Raw genomic sequence first — 17,846 nt, forward strand, 5'->3', positions numbered from 1 at the left:
CATCGAAACGAAGCATCCGCGTGCCGGCCGTGGGCTGCCGCCTCGCGCGCTGCCCCATGATGATGCAGCGCGTCTCGCCGATGCAACGCGCGGCCGCCGGATCGCATGCCCGGCGCGGCGCCGGGCCGCGATTGCGCTTATGATGAGCGCCTTGCATTTCGTTCCGGAACCACCCTCCATGACATCCGCCGATTACGCCAGCCGCCAACGCGCGATCATTGCCGAACTGAACGTCGCCCCGCAATTCGACGTCGATGCCGAAATCGCCCGCCGCGTCGACTTCCTCGCGCAGTACCTTCGTTCGACCGGCTTGCGGACCTACGTGCTCGGCATCAGCGGCGGCGTCGATTCGTCGACGGCCGGGCGGCTCGCGCAACTGGCGGTCGAACGGCTGCGCGCCGACGGCTACGACGCCCGCTTCATCGCGATGCGCTTGCCGAACGGCGTGCAGAACGACGAAGCCGATGCACAGCGCGCGCTCGCGTTCGTGCGCGCGGACGAGACGTTTACGGTCGACGTGAAGCCGGCCGCCGACGCGATGCTCGCCTCGCTCGTCGCCTCCGGTCATGCGTTCGAGAACCCGGCACAGCAGGATTTCGTGCACGGCAACATCAAGGCTCGCGAGCGCATGATCGCGCAGTACGCGGTCGCCGGCGCGCGGCGCGGCATCGTGATCGGCACCGACCACGCGGCCGAATCGCTGATGGGTTTCTTCACGAAGTTCGGCGACGGCGGCGCGGACGTGCTGCCGCTCGCCGGCCTGAGCAAGCGCCGCGTGCGTGCGGTCGCCCGCGCGCTGGGCGGCGACGAACTGATCGTGATGAAGGTGCCGACGGCCGACCTCGAGGAACTGCGTCCGCTGCGCCCCGACGAGCACGCGTATGGCGTCACCTACGACGAGATCGACGATTTCCTCGAAGGCAAACCCGTGGCCGACAGCGTGTACGAAACGGTGCTGCGCTTCTACGACGGCTCGCGCCACAAGCGCGCGCTGCCGTACACGCCGTTCGACTGGCCGGCCGCGTAAGCCGGCCCCGTCGCCGCCGCACCATGCCGTGCCGCACGAACCTGGCGGTTACGCGCGGCACGTGCACGAAGGGCGACGCTATGCGTGGCCGCCCGTCTTCTTCGCCTGCAGTGCACGAATCCGCATCCGCGCGCCCGTATCGCTGACCGTCGCATCGTACATCGTCGCGAGATCGCGCTTGAGCGCAGTGCGCGAACCGCCGTCGAGATACACCATGTGCCCCGACGGATAAAATCGCGCGGACAGGTTCTGCCGCACCTTCTGATCCTCGAGCGGCATCTGCTGCAGGTCGATCACGGTCTGGTAGAACGGCGTGACGAAATCGTAGAGGCCGTTCGCCGACAGCACCTTCAGGTCGACGTTCAGCGCCATCACCGCGGCGAGATCGCCGGCCGTATACAGGATCACGTTCCCCTTCGCATCGATGCCCTGCTGCGCGCCGGTCGGATCGATGTGGCTGAAGTCCCAGTTCTCGAACGCCTGATCGTTCAGGTCCGTGAACGCGGAATTCGACGTGAACTTCAACTGCTCGTTCAGGTAGCTGTTCCACATCGCCGTGTAGACGCCGGTCACGGCCGTCATCGTCGGATCGTTGCCGCCCGAGTTCGGATCGATCTTGCCGGCGATCCCCGACGAGATCCCTGTCACGCGGCCGTCGTACGACCCGAGCGCCAGCCCCTGCGCGTGCAGCAGCGTCGTCAGGAACAGCGAATTGCCACGCGCGTCGTAGCCCGCGATGTCGAGCCCCCAGGTCTGCAGCGTCGCGGCGTCGATGCCCGTGTAGCCCGCCAGCTTCCGCACGGCAGCCGGGTCGGCATGCGGCACGTTGCGCAATGCGGTCAGGTAATCGGTACGCGCGAACTGCGCGACTTCCTCGACGAACGTGCCGAGATCGGTCGGCGCGGGCGTGACGCCGAGCTTCTTGTGATACCACGCGTCCGCCGCGGCGGTCGGCAGCGCGCCGACTGGGTTGCCGGCCTGCCGGTAGTCGAGGATCGACGACTGCAGCGTGACGCCGTTCAGGTCGACGCCGTCCTCGTGCAGCTTGTACGCGAGCACGCAGCTGCGCGCGGTGCCGTACGACTCGCCGAACAGGTATTTCGGTGAATTCCAGCGATTGTTCTTCGTCAGGTAGCGCTTGATGAACTGCTTCAGCGAATTCGCATCCTGGTCGACGCCCCAGAAATTGCGGTTCTTGTTCGGCGCGACGGCCGCCGAATAGCCGGTGCCGACCGGGTTGATGAACACCAGGTCGCTGTGGTCGATCATGCTGTCCGGATTGTCTTCCATCTGGTACGGCGCCGGTGGCGTGAATCCCGGCATCGAGGTCTTGATGCGCTTCGGCGCGAACGAGCCGAGCAGCACGAACACCGACGACGACCCGGGCCCGCCGTTGTAGAAGAACGTGACGGGCCGCGTTTCCTCCTTCGCGCCATCGGCCGTGAACGCGACGTAGAAGATCTTCGCGGCCGGCAACGAACTGCTCGGGTCGACCGTCACGAGATGGCCGGCCGTCGCCGTGTACGCGATGCGCTGGCCGTCGATCAGGATCGTATGGTGCGTGATCGCGGCCGCTTCGGTGGTGTCGGTGACCGAGTCGTCAGGGCCGTTGCCGTACGCGACCGGATCGAAGAACGGCTGGTCGCGGCCGTGGCTCAGCGCGACCGGATTGATGGTCGGCGGCACGCCATGCGAATTGTGGTCGCCGTGATGCAGCGGATACACGCCGCCGGAGGATGCGGAATCGATGCCCATCGTGCTGCTCCTGGAGGTGAAAAAAGACGCGGGCAGGAAACCCGCGTCGCGTGGAAAGGCCTGTGCCGGCGTGTCAGCTCGACGGCTTGCGCGCGAGGATCGCCGCGAGTTTCGCGCCGTCGGGGCTGCCGAGGCCCGTGCATGCATCCCAGCCGGACGCGGCTGCATACGTGCCGTTCGAGCCTTTGGTGATGTCGCGCAGCGCGCCCGGATTCTTGTACAGCGCCGGATTGATCCAGCCGGCCGATGCGCCCGCCGCCGCGTTGATCCGTGCGATCAGCGCGGCCCACAACGGTGCGACCGCGCTCGTGCCGCCCATCACCGCGGGCGTGCCGGCGATCGACACCTCGTAGCCCGTCTGCGGCGATGCATCGCCGGCGACGTCCGGCACGCCACGCTTCGCGAGCGGCACGCTGCTGCCGTCGGCGAGCGCCACCTTCAATCCTTGCTGCCATGCCGGCAGGTCGAACAGCGTGCTGACGCCGCCGCCGCCCGCGCCGCCACCGGACGCCTCGTCGTTCCACGTGACCTCGCCGCGGATGCCCTGCCCGGGCAGCGCATCGAGCTGCGTGCCGCCGCAGCCGAGCACGTACGGGCTCGACGCGGGGAAGTCGACGTGATCGGTGCCGTCCTGCAACCCGTCGCCCGAGCCGCTGTCGCCCGACGCCGCGCACACGGTGATGCCCTGGGCGGCGGCCGCCTGCAGCACACGGTCGAACGCCTGCGCCGACTGCGCCTGCCAGATCGCTTCCGGCCCGCCCCAGCTGATCGAAATCACCGACGGTCTGTTGGTCTTGTCGGTGACGGCCGCGTTGACGGCCTGGATGAAGCCCGCGTCGCTGTTCGGCGCGAAATAGACCGCGATCTTCGCGGCCGGCGCGATCGCTCCGGCGATCTCGATGTCGAGCGCAACTTCGCCGTCCGGGCCGTTCGCGTCGCCGGTCGGCGCGTTGCGGCCGGTGCCGACGTTGACGTCGACGAGCGTCGGCGGCGTGTCGATGCCGAGCCCGCGGAAATACTGCTGGATATCGGCCGCGCGATAGCCGCCGCCGAGTTCGACGATCGCGATGCACTGCCCGGCGCCGTCGCCGGCCGGAAAACCGTACAGCGACGCGAGCTGGATCGGCGTGAACGTGACGCTCGTGGCGCCGCGCGCGGGCCTGAACGGCGGACGCAGCCGGAAGTGCGGCCGCGCCTGCGGGCGGCTGTCGAGGCCGAGCACGGCCGTGACGGCGTCGCCGAGTTCGTCCGGCAGCGCGATCGGGCCCGAGCGGCCGCGGTACTGACCGATCGAACGATGCTCGAAACGCTCGAGCTTCACGCCGAATGCCGCTTCGAACTGCTGGATCGTGCCCGACAGCACGACGACGCTTTCGACCGGGTCGACGCGATCAACCGTCAACTGGTGACGACGCGCGAAGTCCTCGGTCTTGCGGATGTCGTCGGAATGAGCGGAGAAACGCTGCGCGAAGGCTTCGCGCGACAGCGGTTTCGCCTGTGCGTCGCCGGTGGCGAGCTGGTGGACCAATGTATCGAGTTGCCCTTCTTCCTGCCGCCGCAACATGATCGTGACGTGGATGCGTTCTGCCGGATCGCACGGGCCGAGGCACTTGGACTCGGGGACGATTCGGGGTTCACGGTCGGCGTGAAGATGCCTTGCCATGTTCTGACCCTCCTTGGTACCGCGTTGCACGGAACAGCCAGGAAATCGGACATAGCCGGCGGAAGTCGGTTCCGTTCGGTCAGTCGGTTCGCGAATGCGCGAAGTTAAAGGGAGTTTAGATCAGTCAGACGATTTGCGCGCACGCCCTTCTGCGGCGGGGCATGTGCGCGAAGGCCGGCATTGCACGAGGCCTCCGTCGATCGTCGCATCGCTGTCGTGCGGCCCGTCGACCCGCACGGCAGCGATACGACGATGCGGCTCAATCCATCGACAGCCGCAGCGCGAACCCGATCAGCGCAGCGGAAAACGTCCAGCGCTGGACCGTCTGCGCGAGCGGATGCGCGCGCATCCACGCCGCGATGCGCGACGCGCCGAACACGCATGCGAGGTCGAAGCACACGCCGGCCGCGACCAGCAGCGCGCCGAGCTCGAACATCTGCCACACGACGGGCCCTGCCTCGGGCCGCACGAACTGCGGCAGCAGCACCGAGCAGAACAGCAGCGCCTTCGGATTCAGCAGGTTCGTCAGCAGCCCCTTGAAGAACGACTGCCGCAGTTCGTCCGGGGCCGCCTCGTCGCCGTCGCCGAGTGCGAACACCGGCGAGCGGAACACCTGGATCGCGACGTACGCGAGATAAAGCGCGCCGCCGTAACGGATCGCTTCGTACAGCCAAGGCGCACTGCGGATCAGCGCCGCGACGCCGCATGCGGAGAGCGTCACGTGCGCGGTGCGTGACAGCGAAAGGCCGGCGGCCGCCGCCATGCCCGGGCGCACGCCGCGGCCGATGCTGGTCTGCAGCACGAGCGCCATGTCGGGCCCGGGCACCGCGTAGATGGCCGCCAGCGCGGCGAGATAAATCAACAGCAAATGCGTGGAAATCATGGTCTGCCCCCGTCCTTCAATGACGATATGTTGCCGCTGAAGGCGGAGGGATTATTGGCCATGTTTGGCTCAGGATTGGCGATCCATAGCGGAATCCGCCACAATCATGGAATACAGAAACGGATTCCGCCAACATGACCGAACTCGACAAAACCGATCGCGCGATTCTCGCCGCGGTGCAGCGCGACGGCCGCATGCCGATCGCGCGCCTCGCCGATTCCGTCGGCCTGTCCGAAACGCCGTGCGCGCGGCGCCTGAAACGTCTCGAAAACGACGGCTACATCGAGCGCTACCGCGCACAGCTGTCACGCCAGGCGCTCGGCTTCGGCGTCGTCGCGTTCGTGCTCGTGCGGTTCGCGACGCACGACCGCAAGGTCGCCGACCGGTTCGAGCGGGAAGTGCTCGGCATCGAGCGGATCCTCGCGTGCCACAACGTCGCGGGCACGGCCGACTACCTGCTGCAGGTGGTCGCGCGCGATCTCGACGACTACGGCACGTTCCTGCGCGACTCGCTGCGGATGCTGCCGGGCGTCACGTCGATCGAATCGGCGCTGTCGCTACGGGAGGTGAAGCATGACGCGGGGTTGCCGGTGCCGTGATGCAGGCCGCGGCCCGCTCCGGCGTGACATTCGCCCACAGTGCCGGCGTTGCCTGGCCGCACGCGGGTTCACACGACGTCGGGCGATTGGTGCGCGCGCTCGAGATCCTCGAGAAACGCCTCGACGAGCGGATCGCCGCGCCCGTCGCGCGCCACGACCATGTGGAACGTGACCTCGTAATGCAGCCGATCCGGGCTAAGCGGCGCGAGGAGCCCTTGCGCGACATACGGCGCCGCGAAGTGCTGCGGCAGATAGCCGAGATGATGGCCTGACAGGATCAGCAGCGCGACCGCCTCCATGTTGTCGGCGGTCGCGGTCACGCGATCGGGCGTGGTCGACATCTGCGCTTCCGGTAGCGGATACGAGCGCCAGGCCCATTCGAATCCCGCGACGTCGGCCGGCGTCAGCGCGCCAGCGCGTTCGAACAGCGGATGGCCGCGGCCGCAGTATGCGACCTGCCGCTCGATGAACAGCGGCGTGTAGTGCAGCGTCGGCACGCGATGCCAGAAGTAGCCGACCGCGATCTGGATCTCGCCGCTCAGCAGTTTTTCCTCGAGATCGCCCGGCGCGCGCACCGAGATCGAGAAGCGTACGGCCTGGTCGCGTGTGCGGAACGCGGCGATCGCCTCCGCGATCCGCGCGTTCTGGCTGACCGGCGTATGGCCGATCAGGCCGATATTCAGCGTACCGACGAGCTGGCGGTCCATGTGCCGCGCGGCCATCCCGAATTCGTCGAGCGCGGCGAGCAGCTTGCGGCTCATCGCGTGGAACCGCTCGCCCTTCGGCGTGAGCCGGAAGCCGCTGCGGCCGCGCTCGCAGAGCCGGTAGCCGAGCCGCGTCTCGAGCGACGACAGTTGCGCGCTGATCGTCGACTGGCCGACGTTCAGCATCGCCTGCGCGGCCGACACGCCGCCCGCGTCCGTGACCGCGAGAAACACGCGGATCAACCGCAGATCGAGGGTCGACAGATTCCCCAGCACGCTATTCCCCTTCCATACATCGATGAAAATCGATGTTTACGTCGATATCTTCGCATTCTTCTTTCCGGTCGGACGCGTAAAACTATGCGCCAGGCCGCGTCGAATGATACGGCAACCCCACATCGGAAGAGACAAGCCCATGAACGACCACACCCATTTCCAGCCGCTCGGCGGCAATGAAATGCCGCGCAGCGGCGGCATCGCGACGATGATGCGCCTGCCGCACGTGGCGAGCGCCGCCGGCCTCGACGCGTGTTTCGTCGGCGTGCCGTTCGACCTCGGTACCTCCAATCGCACCGGCGCACGCTTCGGACCGCGCCAGATCCGCACGGAATCGGTGCTGCTGCGCCCGTACAACATGGCCACGCGCGCCGCGCCGTTCGATTCGCTGCAGATCGCCGACATCGGCGACGTCGCGATCAACCCGTACAACCTGCACGATTCCATCGCGCGCATCGAGACCGCGTACGACGCGATTCTCGCGCACGACTGCAAGCCGATCACGCTCGGCGGCGACCACACGATCGCGCTGCCGATCCTGCGCGCGATCCACCGCAAGCACGGCAAGGTTGCATTGATCCACGTCGATGCACACGCCGACGTGAACGATACGATGATGGGCGAAAAGATCGCGCACGGCACGCCGTTCCGCCGCGCGGTCGAGGAAGGCCTGCTGCACGGCCACAAGGTCACGCAGATCGGCCTGCGGGGCACCGGCTACGCCGCCGAGGATTTCGACTGGTGCCGCGAGCAGGGCTTCCGCGTGGTCCAGGCCGAGGAATGCTGGAACAAGTCGCTCGCGCCGCTGATGGAAGAAGTGCGCGCGCGCATCGGCGACACGCCCGTCTACATCACCTTCGACATCGACGGCATCGATCCGGCCTACGCGCCGGGCACCGGCACGCCGGAAATCGCGGGCCTCACGGTGCCGCAGGCGCTCGAGATCATCCGCGGCGCGAAGGGGCTGAACATCGTCGGTTGCGATCTCGTCGAAGTCGCGCCGCCGTACGACCCGTTCGGCACCACGGCCCTGCTCGGTGCGAACCTCGCCTACGAGTTGCTGTGCGTGCTGCCCGGCGTCGCGTACCGCGATTGATCCCGGCGCAGGGCCTATTCCAAATCAGAGGATTCCAGAGGAGCACATAACAGATGGGGACTGCCATCAAGCAACCGAAGCGGGCGGCGCTCGCTTCATTCGTCGGCACCACGATCGAATGGTACGACTTCTATAGCTACGCGACCGCCGCCGCCATCGTGTTCGGGCCGCTGTTCTTTCCCGGCGAAAGCCGTTTCGTCAGCCTGCTCGCGTCGTTCGGCTCGTTCGCGGTCGGCTTCTTCGCGCGGCCGCTCGGCGGCGTGATGTTCGGCTATCTCGGCGACCGCTTCGGCCGCAAGCGCTCGCTGCTCGCGACGCTGATGCTGATGGCCGTGTCGACGGTCGCGATCGGCCTGCTGCCGACCCATGCGCAGGCCGGCGTGATCGCACCGATCCTGCTGGTTCTGATGCGCGTGCTGCAAGGCATCGCGGTCGGCGGCGAATGGGGCGGCGCGGTGCTGCTCGCCGGCGAGCATGCGCCCGAAGGCAAGCGCACGTTCTTCGCGTCGTTCGCGCAGCTCGGCAGCGCGAGCGGCTTGATCCTGTCGATGCTCGCGTTCGGCGCGATCAGCACGCTGTCGAAGGACGACATGATGAGCTGGGGCTGGCGCGTGCCGTTCCTCGCGAGCGCCGTGTTGCTGGCGGTCGGTTTCGTGATCCGCGCGAGCGTGTCCGAGTCGCCCGAGTTCGAGGAAGTCAGGAAGAGCGGCAACACCGCGCAGAACCCGGTGCGCGAGGCGCTCAAGTACTGGCCGCTGCTGCTGCTCGCGATCGGCGCGAACGTGTACGGGATCGCCGGCGTGTATTTCAGCAACATCTTCATGATCAGCTACGCGACGCAGTTCCTGTCGCTCGACCGGTCGATGGTGCTGCACTGCATGACGATCGTCGCCGTGCTGCAGTTCGTCGTGCAGCTCGCCGCCGCGTTCATCGCGCAGCGCTTCGGCACGACGCGCGTGCTGCTGATCACCGGCGCCTGGGCCGCGATCGTGCCGTTCGTAATGCTTCCGCTCGTGCACATGGGCACGCCGCTGTCGATCACGGTCGGCGTCGGCCTCGCGACGCTCGCGGAATCGGGCTACTACTCGGTGGTCGCGGGTTTCGTCAGCGGCATCTTCATCGCGCGCATCCGCTATACGGCGATCTCGATCGCGTACCAGGTGTGCGGTGCGATCGCCGGCGGTCTCACGCCGCTCGTCGCCACGCTGATCGCACAGAACACCGCGCCGCAATGGTGGCCGCTCGCGATTCAGTACACGAGCGCCGCCGCGCTGTCGTCGGTGTGCGTGTGGCTGATCTCGCGCCGCGTCAGCATCGACGATGCCGGCGCGCCCGGCAAGGCGGACGAAGCGTTGCCGCGCGGCGCACGCACCGCGTAACCCCACGCAACGGGCAGGCGACATCGCCTGCCCGTTTGCATTGGGCGTACCGCGGTACGCCGCGACGTCCCCAAACGCACATCGCGACATGCGGGCCGCCGTTTCTGCAGCCCGATCGTCGATCGCGACGACATTCGCCCAGCGTTCGCGCGTTATCGCACCTGGCTGCGCAGCGTCTTCGCGGCGGCGACCATGTTCGTCAGCGCCGGAATCACTTCCGCCCACTGGCGCGTCTTCAGCCCGCAGTCCGGGTTCACCCACAGGCGCTCCGCCGGAATCCGCTCGGCCGCCTTCCTCATCAGGCCGACGATGTGATCTTGCGTCGGGATGTTCGGTGAGTGGATGTCGTACACGCCCGGCCCGATCTCGTTCGGATACCTGAAGCTGTCGAACGCGTCGAGCAGCTCCATGTCCGAGCGCGACGTCTCGATCGTGATCACGTCCGCGTCCATGTCGGCGATCGACGCGATGATGTCGTTGAACTCCGAATAGCACATGTGCGTATGGATCTGCGTATCGTCCTGCACGCCGTTCGCGGTGATGCGAAACGACTCGACCGCCCACTCCAGGTACTCGCCCCATTGCGCGCGGCGCAGCGGCAGCCCTTCGCGCAGCGCGGCCTCGTCGATCTGGATCACGCGCACGCCGGCCTTCTCGAGATCGAGCACTTCGTCGCGGATCGCGAGCGCGAGCTGGTAGCACGACACCGAACGCGGCTGGTCGTCGCGCACGAACGACCAGTTCAGGATCGTCACCGGGCCGGTCAGCATGCCCTTCATCGGCTTGTTCGTCAGCGACTGCGCATACGCAATCCATTCGACCGTCATCGCCTTCGGGCGGCTGATGTCGCCGAACAGGATCGGCGGCTTCACGCAGCGCGAACCGTACGACTGCACCCAGCCGAACTGGCTGAATGCGTAGCCGTCGAGCTGCTCGCCGAAGTATTCGACCATGTCGTTGCGTTCGGCTTCGCCGTGCACCAGCACGTCGAGCTCGAGCGATTCCTGCTCGCGCACGCTGCGCGCGATTTCCGCCTGCATCGCCTCGCGGTAACCGGCTTCATCCAGTACGCCGGCCTTGAACTGGCTGCGCGCCAGGCGAATCTCGGCGGTCTGTGGAAACGAGCCGATCGTCGTCGTCGGGAACGCCGGCAGGTTCAGGCGCGCGGACTGTTTCGGCGCGCGCTGCGTGTACGGGCTCGCGCGATTGCCGAGTTGCGCGTCGACGCGCGCGATCGCGAGCTTCACCGCCGGGTTGTTCACGCGCGGCGAGCGACGGCGTGCGTCGATCGCGGCACCGTTCGCGGTGAGCGCGTCGGCCACCTTGTCGCGGCCTTCGTTCAGCGCGGTCGCGAGCACCTTCAGTTCGTCGAGCTTCTGCAGCGCGAACGCGAGCCATGCACGGATCTCCGCGTCGAGCTTCTCCTCGTTCGCGAGATCGACCGGCACATGCAACAGCGAGCACGACGGTGCGAGCCACAGGCGATCGCCCAGTCGCTTCGCGAGCGGTTCGAGCCAGTCGAGCGTCGCGTTCAGGTCCGTCTTCCAGATGTTGCGGCCGTTGATCGCGCCCACCGACAGCACGCGGTCGGCCGGCAATTCGCGCACGAGTGCATCGATTTCGTCGCGGGCGTTGATCGCATCGATATGCAGGCCGTCGACCGGCAGCGAGACCGCGAGCGTCAGATTTTCCTTGAGCTGTCCGAAGTACGTCGCGAGCAGCAGCTTGATGCGGCGCGTCTCGAGCGCGTCGTACGCGGTGCGCAGCGCCAGGCGCCATTCGGCGTCGAGCTCGGTGACGAGAATCGGTTCGTCGATCTGCACCCATTCGACACCCTGCGCGGTCAGCGTGTCGAGCAGCGCGCCATATACCGGCAGCAACTTCGGCAGCAGCGCGAGGCGATCGGAATCGTCCTTCGCCTTGCCGAGCCACAGATACGTGACGGGGCCGAGAATCACCGGCTTCGCGGCGACGCCCTGCGCCTGCGCTTCCGCCAGTTGCTGGAGCAGGCGCGACGGATCGAGCGAGAAGTTCGTGTCCGCGTGGAACTCCGGCACGATGTAGTGATAGTTCGTGTCGAACCACTTCGTCATTTCACCGGCCGCGACTCCGCCGCAGCATGCCGCGTGCTCTTCCGCCGACTGCGCCGAACGACCGCGCGCGACGCGGAAATAGTTGTCGAGCGCATCGCCATGGAAGTCCTGCACGCGCTTCGGCAGGTTGCCGAGCGTGAAGCTCATGTCGAGCACCTGGTCGTAGAACGCGAAATCGCCGATCGGCGCGAGATCGAGGTCGCGCTGGTCGTTCCAGTGGCGTTGGCGGAGTTCGGCGCCGAGTGCCTTCAGTTCGTCGCGCGACGATTCGCCCTTCCAGTAGCGTTCGAGACCGAACTTGAGTTCGCGCTTCGCGCCGATGCGCGGAAAACCGAGGTTGTGTGTCGTAACCATGAAGCTGCCATCCAGAAGAAATTGAAGATCCGGCAGCCATCATAGGGATTTCATCTCATGAAATAAAATGGCATTATTTCATTCATCCATTAAATCTGTTCATGTATCTGTCGGGTGAACGATCTCCATGCTGGAACGATTCCATCTCGTCGTGATCCGCGAAGTCGAGCGCCAGGGCTCGCTGACCGCGGCCGCCAATGCGCTGCATCTCACGCAATCGGCGCTCAGCCATACCGTCCGGAAAATCGAGCAGCAGCTCGGCACGCCGATCTGGGACCGGGAAGGACGCGGCCTGCGGCTCACGCAGGGCGGGCAGTATCTGCTGAAGCTGGCGAACCGGCTGCTGCCGCAGTTCGAACTCGCCGAGGAGCGGATGAAGCAGTACGCGAAGGGCGAGCGCGGCACGCTGCGCATAGGGATGGAGTGCCATCCGTGCTACCAGTGGCTGCTGAAGGTCGTGTCGCCGTATCTGTCGCGCTGGCCGGACGTCGACGTCGACGTGAAGCAGCGCTTCCAGTTCGGCGGCATCGGCGCGCTGTTCGGCCATGACATCGACGTGCTCGTGACGCCCGATCCGCTGAACAAGCCGGGGCTGCGCTTCGATCCCGTGTTCGATTACGAGCAGGTGCTGGTGGTCGCGGATGCGCATCGGTTCGCGAACGCCGACTACGTGACGCCCGAGCAGCTGACCGACGAGGTCCTGATCACCTACCCGGTCGAGACCGACCGGCTCGACATCTACAACCAGTTCCTGACGCCGGCGGGCATCGTGCCGAGACGCCACAAGTCGATCGAGACGACCGACATCATGCTGCAGATGGTGGCGAGCGGGCGCGGCGTGGCCGCGCTGCCGAGGTGGCTTGCCGATGAATACGCGGACCGGATGCCGGTCGTGCCGGTCAAGCTCGGCAAGAAGGGCATCGCGAAACAGATCTTCCTCGGCATCCGCGAGGCGGATGCGTCGATCGACTATCTGGCCGCATTCGTCGCGCTGGCGCGCGAATCGACATGGAGCGCGCCACGCATGCTGCGCTAGCCGCGGTCGCACACCGCGCACATCCGGCGGCCCGCATGCCGGTGCGCAGGCTGCTGTTCACTATATGGACGACGACGCGAGCCGTGCACGGCAAGTTGCGTCACGACGTTACGGCGCCCTTCCCTTACACATCCGTAAGACCATGATTCGCCATCCGTACTGTCATCAAACTGACTGCTAGCGAAAGCTAGGATCGGACGCGGTTCCCTTACGAGATGCCGTCATGAATCATCCTGCTTCGTCCGCACCGAACAATTCGGGTTCAGTCGCACGCACCAGGCAGGTCGGCTATGCCGTGCTCCTGCTGGTGCTCGCGTTCGGCGCCGCCTATATCGCCACGCACCTGATCGCCGATCTGTCGCCGGTCCGCGAAGGGTCACTGTTCCCGTACCTGATGCTCGGCGCTGCGCTGCTGATCGCGCTCGGCTTCGAATTCGTCAACGGCTTCCACGACACCGCGAACGCGGTGGCCACCGTGATCTATACCCACTCGCTGACACCCAACGTCGCGGTGATCTGGTCCGGCATGTGGAACTTCCTCGGCGTGATGGTCTCGAGCGGCGCCGTCGCATTCGGCATCCTGCAGTTGCTGCCGGTCGAACTGATCCTGCAGGTCGGAAGCGGCGCCGGCTTCGCGATGGTGTTCGCGCTGCTGATCGCCGCGATCATGTGGAACCTGGCGACCTGGTATTTCGGGCTCCCGTCGTCGAGCTCGCATACGCTGATCGGGTCGATCATCGGCGTCGGACTGATGAACCAGTTGATGCACGGGCCATCCGGCACGAGCGGCGTCGATTGGGGCCAGGCGCTCGGTGTCGGCAAATCGCTGCTGTTCTCGCCGATCGTCGGTTTCCTGTGCGCGGCACTGCTGCTGCTCGTGCTGAAAACGCTCGTGCGGATTCCCGAGCTGTACAAGGAGCCGCCGAAGGATCAACCGCCGCCGTTCTGGATTCGCTGCCTGCTGATCCTGACTTGCACGGGTGTGTCGTTCGCGCACGGATCGAACGACGGGCAGAAAGGGATGGGCCTCATCATGCTGATCCTGATCGGTACGGTGCCGACCGCGTACGCGCTGAACAAGGCCGTCACGCCGGCCGAAACGCAGACCTTCGTCGCTGTCGCGAACCAGGCTGCCGCGACGCTCGGGAAGTACACGAACGGCGTCGCGCCGTCCGCGAACCCGCGCGCCGACGTCGAGCACTACGTGCAGCATCGCGAACTGACGCCCGCCGTGCTGCCTGCCGTGCAACAGCTGTCCACGTCGCTCGCGACTGCGGTCGGCGTGTCGGGGTCGATGGCGGCGGTGCCGCAACGCGACGTCGACAACGTGCGCAACACGATGTATCTGGTGTCCGAATCAATTCGCCTGATCGAAAAGTCGGGGCAACCCGCGCTCGCCGCCGACGACAAGCTCGCCATCGACAACTATCGCAAGCAACTCGACCACGCGACCAAGTTCATTCCAACGTGGGTGAAGGTCGCCGTCGCGATCGCACTGGGCCTCGGCACGATGGTCGGCTGGAAGCGGATCGTCGTGACCGTCGGCGAGAAGATCGGCAAGCAGCATTTGACGTATGGGCAGGGCGCGTCGGCCGAACTCGTCGCGATGCTGACGATCGGCGCCGCCGACGTGTACGGGCTGCCCGTGTCGACGACCCACGTGCTGTCGTCGGGCGTCGCGGGCACGATGGCCGCGAACGGATCCGGGTTGCAATGGAGCACGGTGCGCAGCCTCGTGCTCGCGTGGGTGCTGACATTGCCCGCGTCCATCGTGCTGGCAGGCGGGCTCTACTGGTTGTTCCGGTCAGTGGCGTGATCGGGTAAACGGGAGGTGGCCGGTGAAAGCCGGTCGCCTGCCATGAAAAATTTCACGGTCCCTTCTCCGCTTCGACACTTCTCGGCATTCGATGGGGCCGTGCCACGTCCTTGCCTTTTCCGCCTTTCCGGATTGGAGAGCAAGATCTGGAGCGTGCCGGCACACGGGCGCCGCTAGACTGGGTTCATCAACTTTCACCGTGGCTTCAACCGTGCACGCGACGCTTGCGAGTATTCCACGCGACCGTACGGCGCCACACCGCTGACGAACCGAGGTACGCCCGTGAATATCGCCAATCTGCGACCTGCCGTCGAATCGACGGACATCGCGCAACGCGTCGATGCAATCGACTGGCCGACCGTCGATGTCGAGCTCGATCGCTACGGATGTGCGCGAGTACCGCGCCTGATCTCCGCAAGCGAGTGTGATGCGCTGGCGTCGCTCTATCCGCGGGATGCACTCTATCGTTCGCGCGTCGTGATGGCACGGCACGGCTTCGGGCGCGGCGAATACAAGTACTTCGCGTACCCGCTGCCCGGGGTCGTCGGCGAATTGCGTGCGACGCTCTACCCGCGTCTCGCGCCGATCGCCAATCGCTGGAACCAGGCACTCGGGATCGACGTCCGCTATCCGAAAGAGCACCGGACATTCCTCGATCGCTGCCACGCGGCGGGACAAACACGACCGACGCCGCTGATCCTGCAATACGGTCCCGACGACTACAACTGCCTTCATCAGGACCTGTACGGCGAGCATGTCTTTCCGCTTCAGGTCGCTATCCTGCTGTCGGTACCTGGTCGGGATTTCACGGGCGGCGAGTTCGTGCTGACGGAACAGCGACCACGCATGCAGTCACGCGCGGAAGTGGTGCCGCTCACACAAGGCGACGCGGTGATCTTCGCCGTCCACGGCAGGCCCGTGCAGGGAACGCGCGGCGTCTACCGCGTCAATTTGCGCCATGGCGTGAGCAGAATCCGAAGCGGCCACCGCCACACGGTCGGCATCATCTTCCATGACGCGCAGTGACAGCCTGCGGGGTGCAACGTGATGTTGTCGCGCCATTCGGTATGCGGGCGAGTTTGCGCAACAAGCACCGCACATCATTGCGCGAGGATCGTTGTGCCGTGCCGCCGCCGCATGGTCCGCGCATCACCGGTAGTGACGGGCGACGAGGCGCACTGTCCTTCAGACGATCGTCGCCATGACGGATCGACGTCTAGAGTGAGCAACGAAAAACTGAAACCGTCATTCGTCGCGACGCCGATGCAATGAGAAATTCTGCTTACCCGCAGGCCGCATTTGCCCGCAAGCGATCGCCGGCATTGGAAGCCAGCCGCGCATAGCCGGGCAACGTCAGCAGCGCGAGCACGCCCGCCGCGACGAACGCCCAGCGAAAATCGTCGAGCACGTAATGCATGCCGGCCGCGTCGCCACGCACCAACGCCGCGAGCCGCAGCGACAACGCACCGAATGCGATCCCCATCCCGATCGTCATCTGCTGTGCAGCACTCCACAGCGTGCTGGCCGCGCTCGTCTGCCGAGCCGGGATATCCGCATACGCCAGCGTCGCGAGCGTTGTGAACTGCATTGACCGCGTGAGCCCGTAGACGAATACGACGAACAGCGTGATCGCCAGAGGCGTCGACGCTGTCAGCCAGCCACACGCAATCGTGAAGAGACCGACGATCGTCACGTCGACGAGCGCAACGCGCCGGAAACCGAATCGGTCGAGGATCCACGACGTTCCCGCCTTCATTCCGAGATTGCCGAGCGCACTGGCGAGCAGCAGCAGGCCGGACTGGAACGGCGACAGCCCGAAGCCGATCTGGAACAGCAGCGGCAACAGGTACGGCACGCCGTTGATCGCCGTTCGCGTGATGGAGCCGGTGATCACCGTCACCGAGAAGGTCGGTACCTTCAGTGTCGTGAAATCGAGCAGCGGATGCGCACAGCGTTGCGCGTGCATCCACGCGGCGATGCCGAACAGCACGCTCGCGCCCACCAGAATACCCGCGCGCGTGAAGTCGACGTCCTGCTGGCCAGCCGCTTCGGTACCGATCAGCAGACAGGTCAGCGCAGCGCCTGCCAGCACGAAGCCGACCCAGTCGAGCGGTCGTTGCTCGTCGGCACGCGTGTTCCGGACGATCAGCCAGGTACAGACGAGCGCAACAATGCCGAAAGGGACATTCAGCAGGAAGATCCATCTCCATGACGCATAGGTCGTGATGAAGCCGCCAATGGGCGGACCGACGACCGGCGCGACAATGCCCGGCCACGTGATCGTCGCGATTGCGCGCATCAGCCTAGCCTTCTCGGTGCTGCGAACGACGATCATCCGTCCGACCGGCACCATCATCGCCCCGCCGACACCCTGCAGGAGACGCGCAGCCGTGAACGTCGTCACTCCCTCGGACAGCCCGCACAGCACCGATGCGCCGGTAAAGACGAAGATGGCGGTGGCAAACACCGTGCGCGAGCCATAACGATCCGCGATCCAGCCGCTGATCGGGATGAACACCGCGAGCGCCAGCATATAGGCCGTCATCCCGAGGCTCAGCGCGTTCGGCCCGACGCCGAACGAGCGCGCCATCTGCGGCAGCGCCGTCGCGATCACGGTCGTGTCGAGATACTCCATGAAGAACGTTGCAGCGACCAGATATGGCAAGAAGTCGGTCGTCCGACCACTTTGTGCGGGGCTGTCAGTCATGAACGGTGCGAGAAAATCGGGATGAACGGCGATATTACCCCGAAGGGCTGCTTATCTGCTTTGCCGGGCATGTCGCGCAAATGGACTTTATGCGCATAGATTTTTATGACGATGTCGTGCCACGGTCACCGAATGGCGGGACGAGAACATCAAGTCGGGGGATTTTTGCCGGAAAGTGACATTTTCGATGATCATCGAGCAACGTCGGGTATCATCGGCCATTACAGCACATTTGCAGATTCGTCGACATTGGCTGGCGCTAACTGGTCGCGGACTGATCTGATCTGGATAAGGGGTGCCGAGCGATCTCGGTGGTGCGAAGTGGCGGATTGCTCAAGAGGCGTGGGCACCTGGAGCAAGACCTTCGGTGCGTCAGCTCCAGCCGCCTTGCACTCGCCATTCCGCGCGCGTTTCCATCGCGCAATGCAAAAACCCCCGCCTTGTCGGGCGGGGGTTCT

General features: G+C 65.8%; 13 protein-coding genes. 7 read left to right on the forward strand and 6 right to left on the reverse strand.

The features are described 5' to 3' along the window. Positions 1 to 178: 178 nt before the first annotated feature. A complete protein-coding gene (gene nadE / locus ACV22W_RS27460) occupies positions 179 to 1,027 on the forward strand; it encodes an ammonia-dependent NAD(+) synthetase (RefSeq protein WP_059532621.1) in 849 nt (282 codons plus the stop codon). A gap of 78 nt (positions 1,028 to 1,105) precedes the next feature. Here nadE and ACV22W_RS27465 read toward each other — a convergent pair whose 3' ends face one another. The 3 genes from ACV22W_RS27465 to ACV22W_RS27475 form a co-directional block, all read right to left on the reverse strand. Beyond that, positions 1,106 to 2,782: a S10 family peptidase gene (locus ACV22W_RS27465; RefSeq protein ID WP_448022653.1), complete on the reverse strand. Its 1,677-nt coding sequence runs from the start codon at positions 2,780 to 2,782 to the stop codon at positions 1,106 to 1,108. A 73-nt stretch (positions 2,783 to 2,855) separates the two neighbouring features. Continuing rightward, a complete protein-coding gene (locus ACV22W_RS27470) occupies positions 2,856 to 4,445 on the reverse strand; it encodes a S53 family peptidase (RefSeq protein ID WP_448022654.1) in 1,590 nt (529 codons plus the stop codon). Between the two features lie 259 nt (positions 4,446 to 4,704). After that, positions 4,705 to 5,328 carry a LysE family translocator gene (locus tag ACV22W_RS27475; protein ID WP_059691636.1) on the reverse strand — a complete coding sequence of 208 codons (624 nt, stop codon included), beginning with the start codon at positions 5,326 to 5,328 and terminating at the stop codon, positions 4,705 to 4,707. A gap of 134 nt (positions 5,329 to 5,462) precedes the next feature. Here ACV22W_RS27475 and ACV22W_RS27480 point away from each other — a divergent pair, with 134 nt between their 5' ends. After that, positions 5,463 to 5,927 (forward strand): Lrp/AsnC family transcriptional regulator, encoded by a 465-nt coding sequence (locus ACV22W_RS27480; RefSeq protein ID WP_448022655.1) that lies wholly within the window; start codon positions 5,463 to 5,465, stop codon positions 5,925 to 5,927. 68 nt (positions 5,928 to 5,995) lie between these two features. Here ACV22W_RS27480 and ACV22W_RS27485 read toward each other — a convergent pair whose 3' ends face one another. After that, positions 5,996 to 6,907 carry a LysR family transcriptional regulator gene (locus ACV22W_RS27485; protein ID WP_175981616.1) on the reverse strand — a complete coding sequence of 304 codons (912 nt, stop codon included), beginning with the start codon at positions 6,905 to 6,907 and terminating at the stop codon, positions 5,996 to 5,998. Positions 6,908 to 7,046: 139 nt separating this feature from the next. Here ACV22W_RS27485 and speB point away from each other — a divergent pair, with 139 nt between their 5' ends. Further along, positions 7,047 to 8,003 (forward strand): agmatinase, encoded by a 957-nt coding sequence (gene speB, locus ACV22W_RS27490; protein ID WP_448022656.1) that lies wholly within the window; start codon positions 7,047 to 7,049, stop codon positions 8,001 to 8,003. A 53-nt stretch (positions 8,004 to 8,056) separates the two neighbouring features. Next, a complete protein-coding gene (locus ACV22W_RS27495) occupies positions 8,057 to 9,382 on the forward strand; it encodes an MFS transporter (protein ID WP_448022657.1) in 1,326 nt (441 codons plus the stop codon). 152 nt (positions 9,383 to 9,534) lie between these two features. Here the strand turns inward: ACV22W_RS27495 and metE are convergent, their stop codons facing one another. After that, the gene (metE, locus tag ACV22W_RS27500) at positions 9,535 to 11,829 is read right to left on the reverse strand and encodes a 5-methyltetrahydropteroyltriglutamate--homocysteine S-methyltransferase (protein WP_448022658.1); all 2,295 of its coding nucleotides are present in this window, start codon (positions 11,827 to 11,829) and stop codon (positions 9,535 to 9,537) included. A 127-nt stretch (positions 11,830 to 11,956) separates the two neighbouring features. Here metE and ACV22W_RS27505 point away from each other — a divergent pair, with 127 nt between their 5' ends. The 3 genes from ACV22W_RS27505 to ACV22W_RS27515 all read left to right on the forward strand — a co-directional run bounded on the left by ACV22W_RS27505 (position 11,957) and on the right by ACV22W_RS27515 (position 15,707). Further along, complete coding sequence (locus ACV22W_RS27505; protein ID WP_059532643.1) at positions 11,957 to 12,865, forward strand: LysR family transcriptional regulator; 909 nt, start codon at positions 11,957 to 11,959, stop codon at positions 12,863 to 12,865. A gap of 223 nt (positions 12,866 to 13,088) precedes the next feature. Next, positions 13,089 to 14,681, forward strand: a complete 1,593-nt coding sequence (locus tag ACV22W_RS27510) for an inorganic phosphate transporter (protein ID WP_448022659.1) — start codon at positions 13,089 to 13,091, stop codon at positions 14,679 to 14,681. A gap of 282 nt (positions 14,682 to 14,963) precedes the next feature. Continuing rightward, a complete protein-coding gene (locus tag ACV22W_RS27515; RefSeq protein WP_448022660.1) occupies positions 14,964 to 15,707 on the forward strand; it encodes a 2OG-Fe(II) oxygenase in 744 nt (247 codons plus the stop codon). 256 nt (positions 15,708 to 15,963) lie between these two features. Here the strand turns inward: ACV22W_RS27515 and ACV22W_RS27520 are convergent, their stop codons facing one another. Beyond that, the gene (locus ACV22W_RS27520) at positions 15,964 to 17,388 is read right to left on the reverse strand and encodes a DHA2 family efflux MFS transporter permease subunit (protein WP_448022661.1); all 1,425 of its coding nucleotides are present in this window, start codon (positions 17,386 to 17,388) and stop codon (positions 15,964 to 15,966) included. Between the last annotated feature and the right edge of the window lie 458 nt (positions 17,389 to 17,846).

Source organism: Burkholderia sp. AW49-1 (genome assembly GCF_053427845.1).

Excerpts from the sequence above, each read along its gene's own strand:
- nadE (WP_059532621.1), top strand. The coding sequence starts at position 179 with ATGACATCCGCCGATTACGCCAGCCGCCAACGCGCGATCATTGCCGAA.
- ACV22W_RS27465 (WP_448022653.1), bottom strand. The coding sequence starts at position 2,782 with ATGGGCATCGATTCCGCATCCTCCGGCGGCGTGTATCCGCTGCATCAC.
- ACV22W_RS27470 (WP_448022654.1), bottom strand. The coding sequence starts at position 4,445 with ATGGCAAGGCATCTTCACGCCGACCGTGAACCCCGAATCGTCCCCGAG.
- ACV22W_RS27475 (WP_059691636.1), bottom strand. The coding sequence starts at position 5,328 with ATGATTTCCACGCATTTGCTGTTGATTTATCTCGCCGCGCTGGCGGCC.
- ACV22W_RS27480 (WP_448022655.1), top strand. The coding sequence starts at position 5,463 with ATGACCGAACTCGACAAAACCGATCGCGCGATTCTCGCCGCGGTGCAG.
- speB (WP_448022656.1), top strand. The coding sequence starts at position 7,047 with ATGAACGACCACACCCATTTCCAGCCGCTCGGCGGCAATGAAATGCCG.
- ACV22W_RS27495 (WP_448022657.1), top strand. The coding sequence starts at position 8,057 with ATGGGGACTGCCATCAAGCAACCGAAGCGGGCGGCGCTCGCTTCATTC.
- metE (WP_448022658.1), bottom strand. The coding sequence starts at position 11,829 with ATGGTTACGACACACAACCTCGGTTTTCCGCGCATCGGCGCGAAGCGC.
- ACV22W_RS27505 (WP_059532643.1), top strand. The coding sequence starts at position 11,957 with ATGCTGGAACGATTCCATCTCGTCGTGATCCGCGAAGTCGAGCGCCAG.
- ACV22W_RS27510 (WP_448022659.1), top strand. The coding sequence starts at position 13,089 with ATGAATCATCCTGCTTCGTCCGCACCGAACAATTCGGGTTCAGTCGCA.
- ACV22W_RS27520 (WP_448022661.1), bottom strand. The coding sequence starts at position 17,388 with ATGACTGACAGCCCCGCACAAAGTGGTCGGACGACCGACTTCTTGCCA.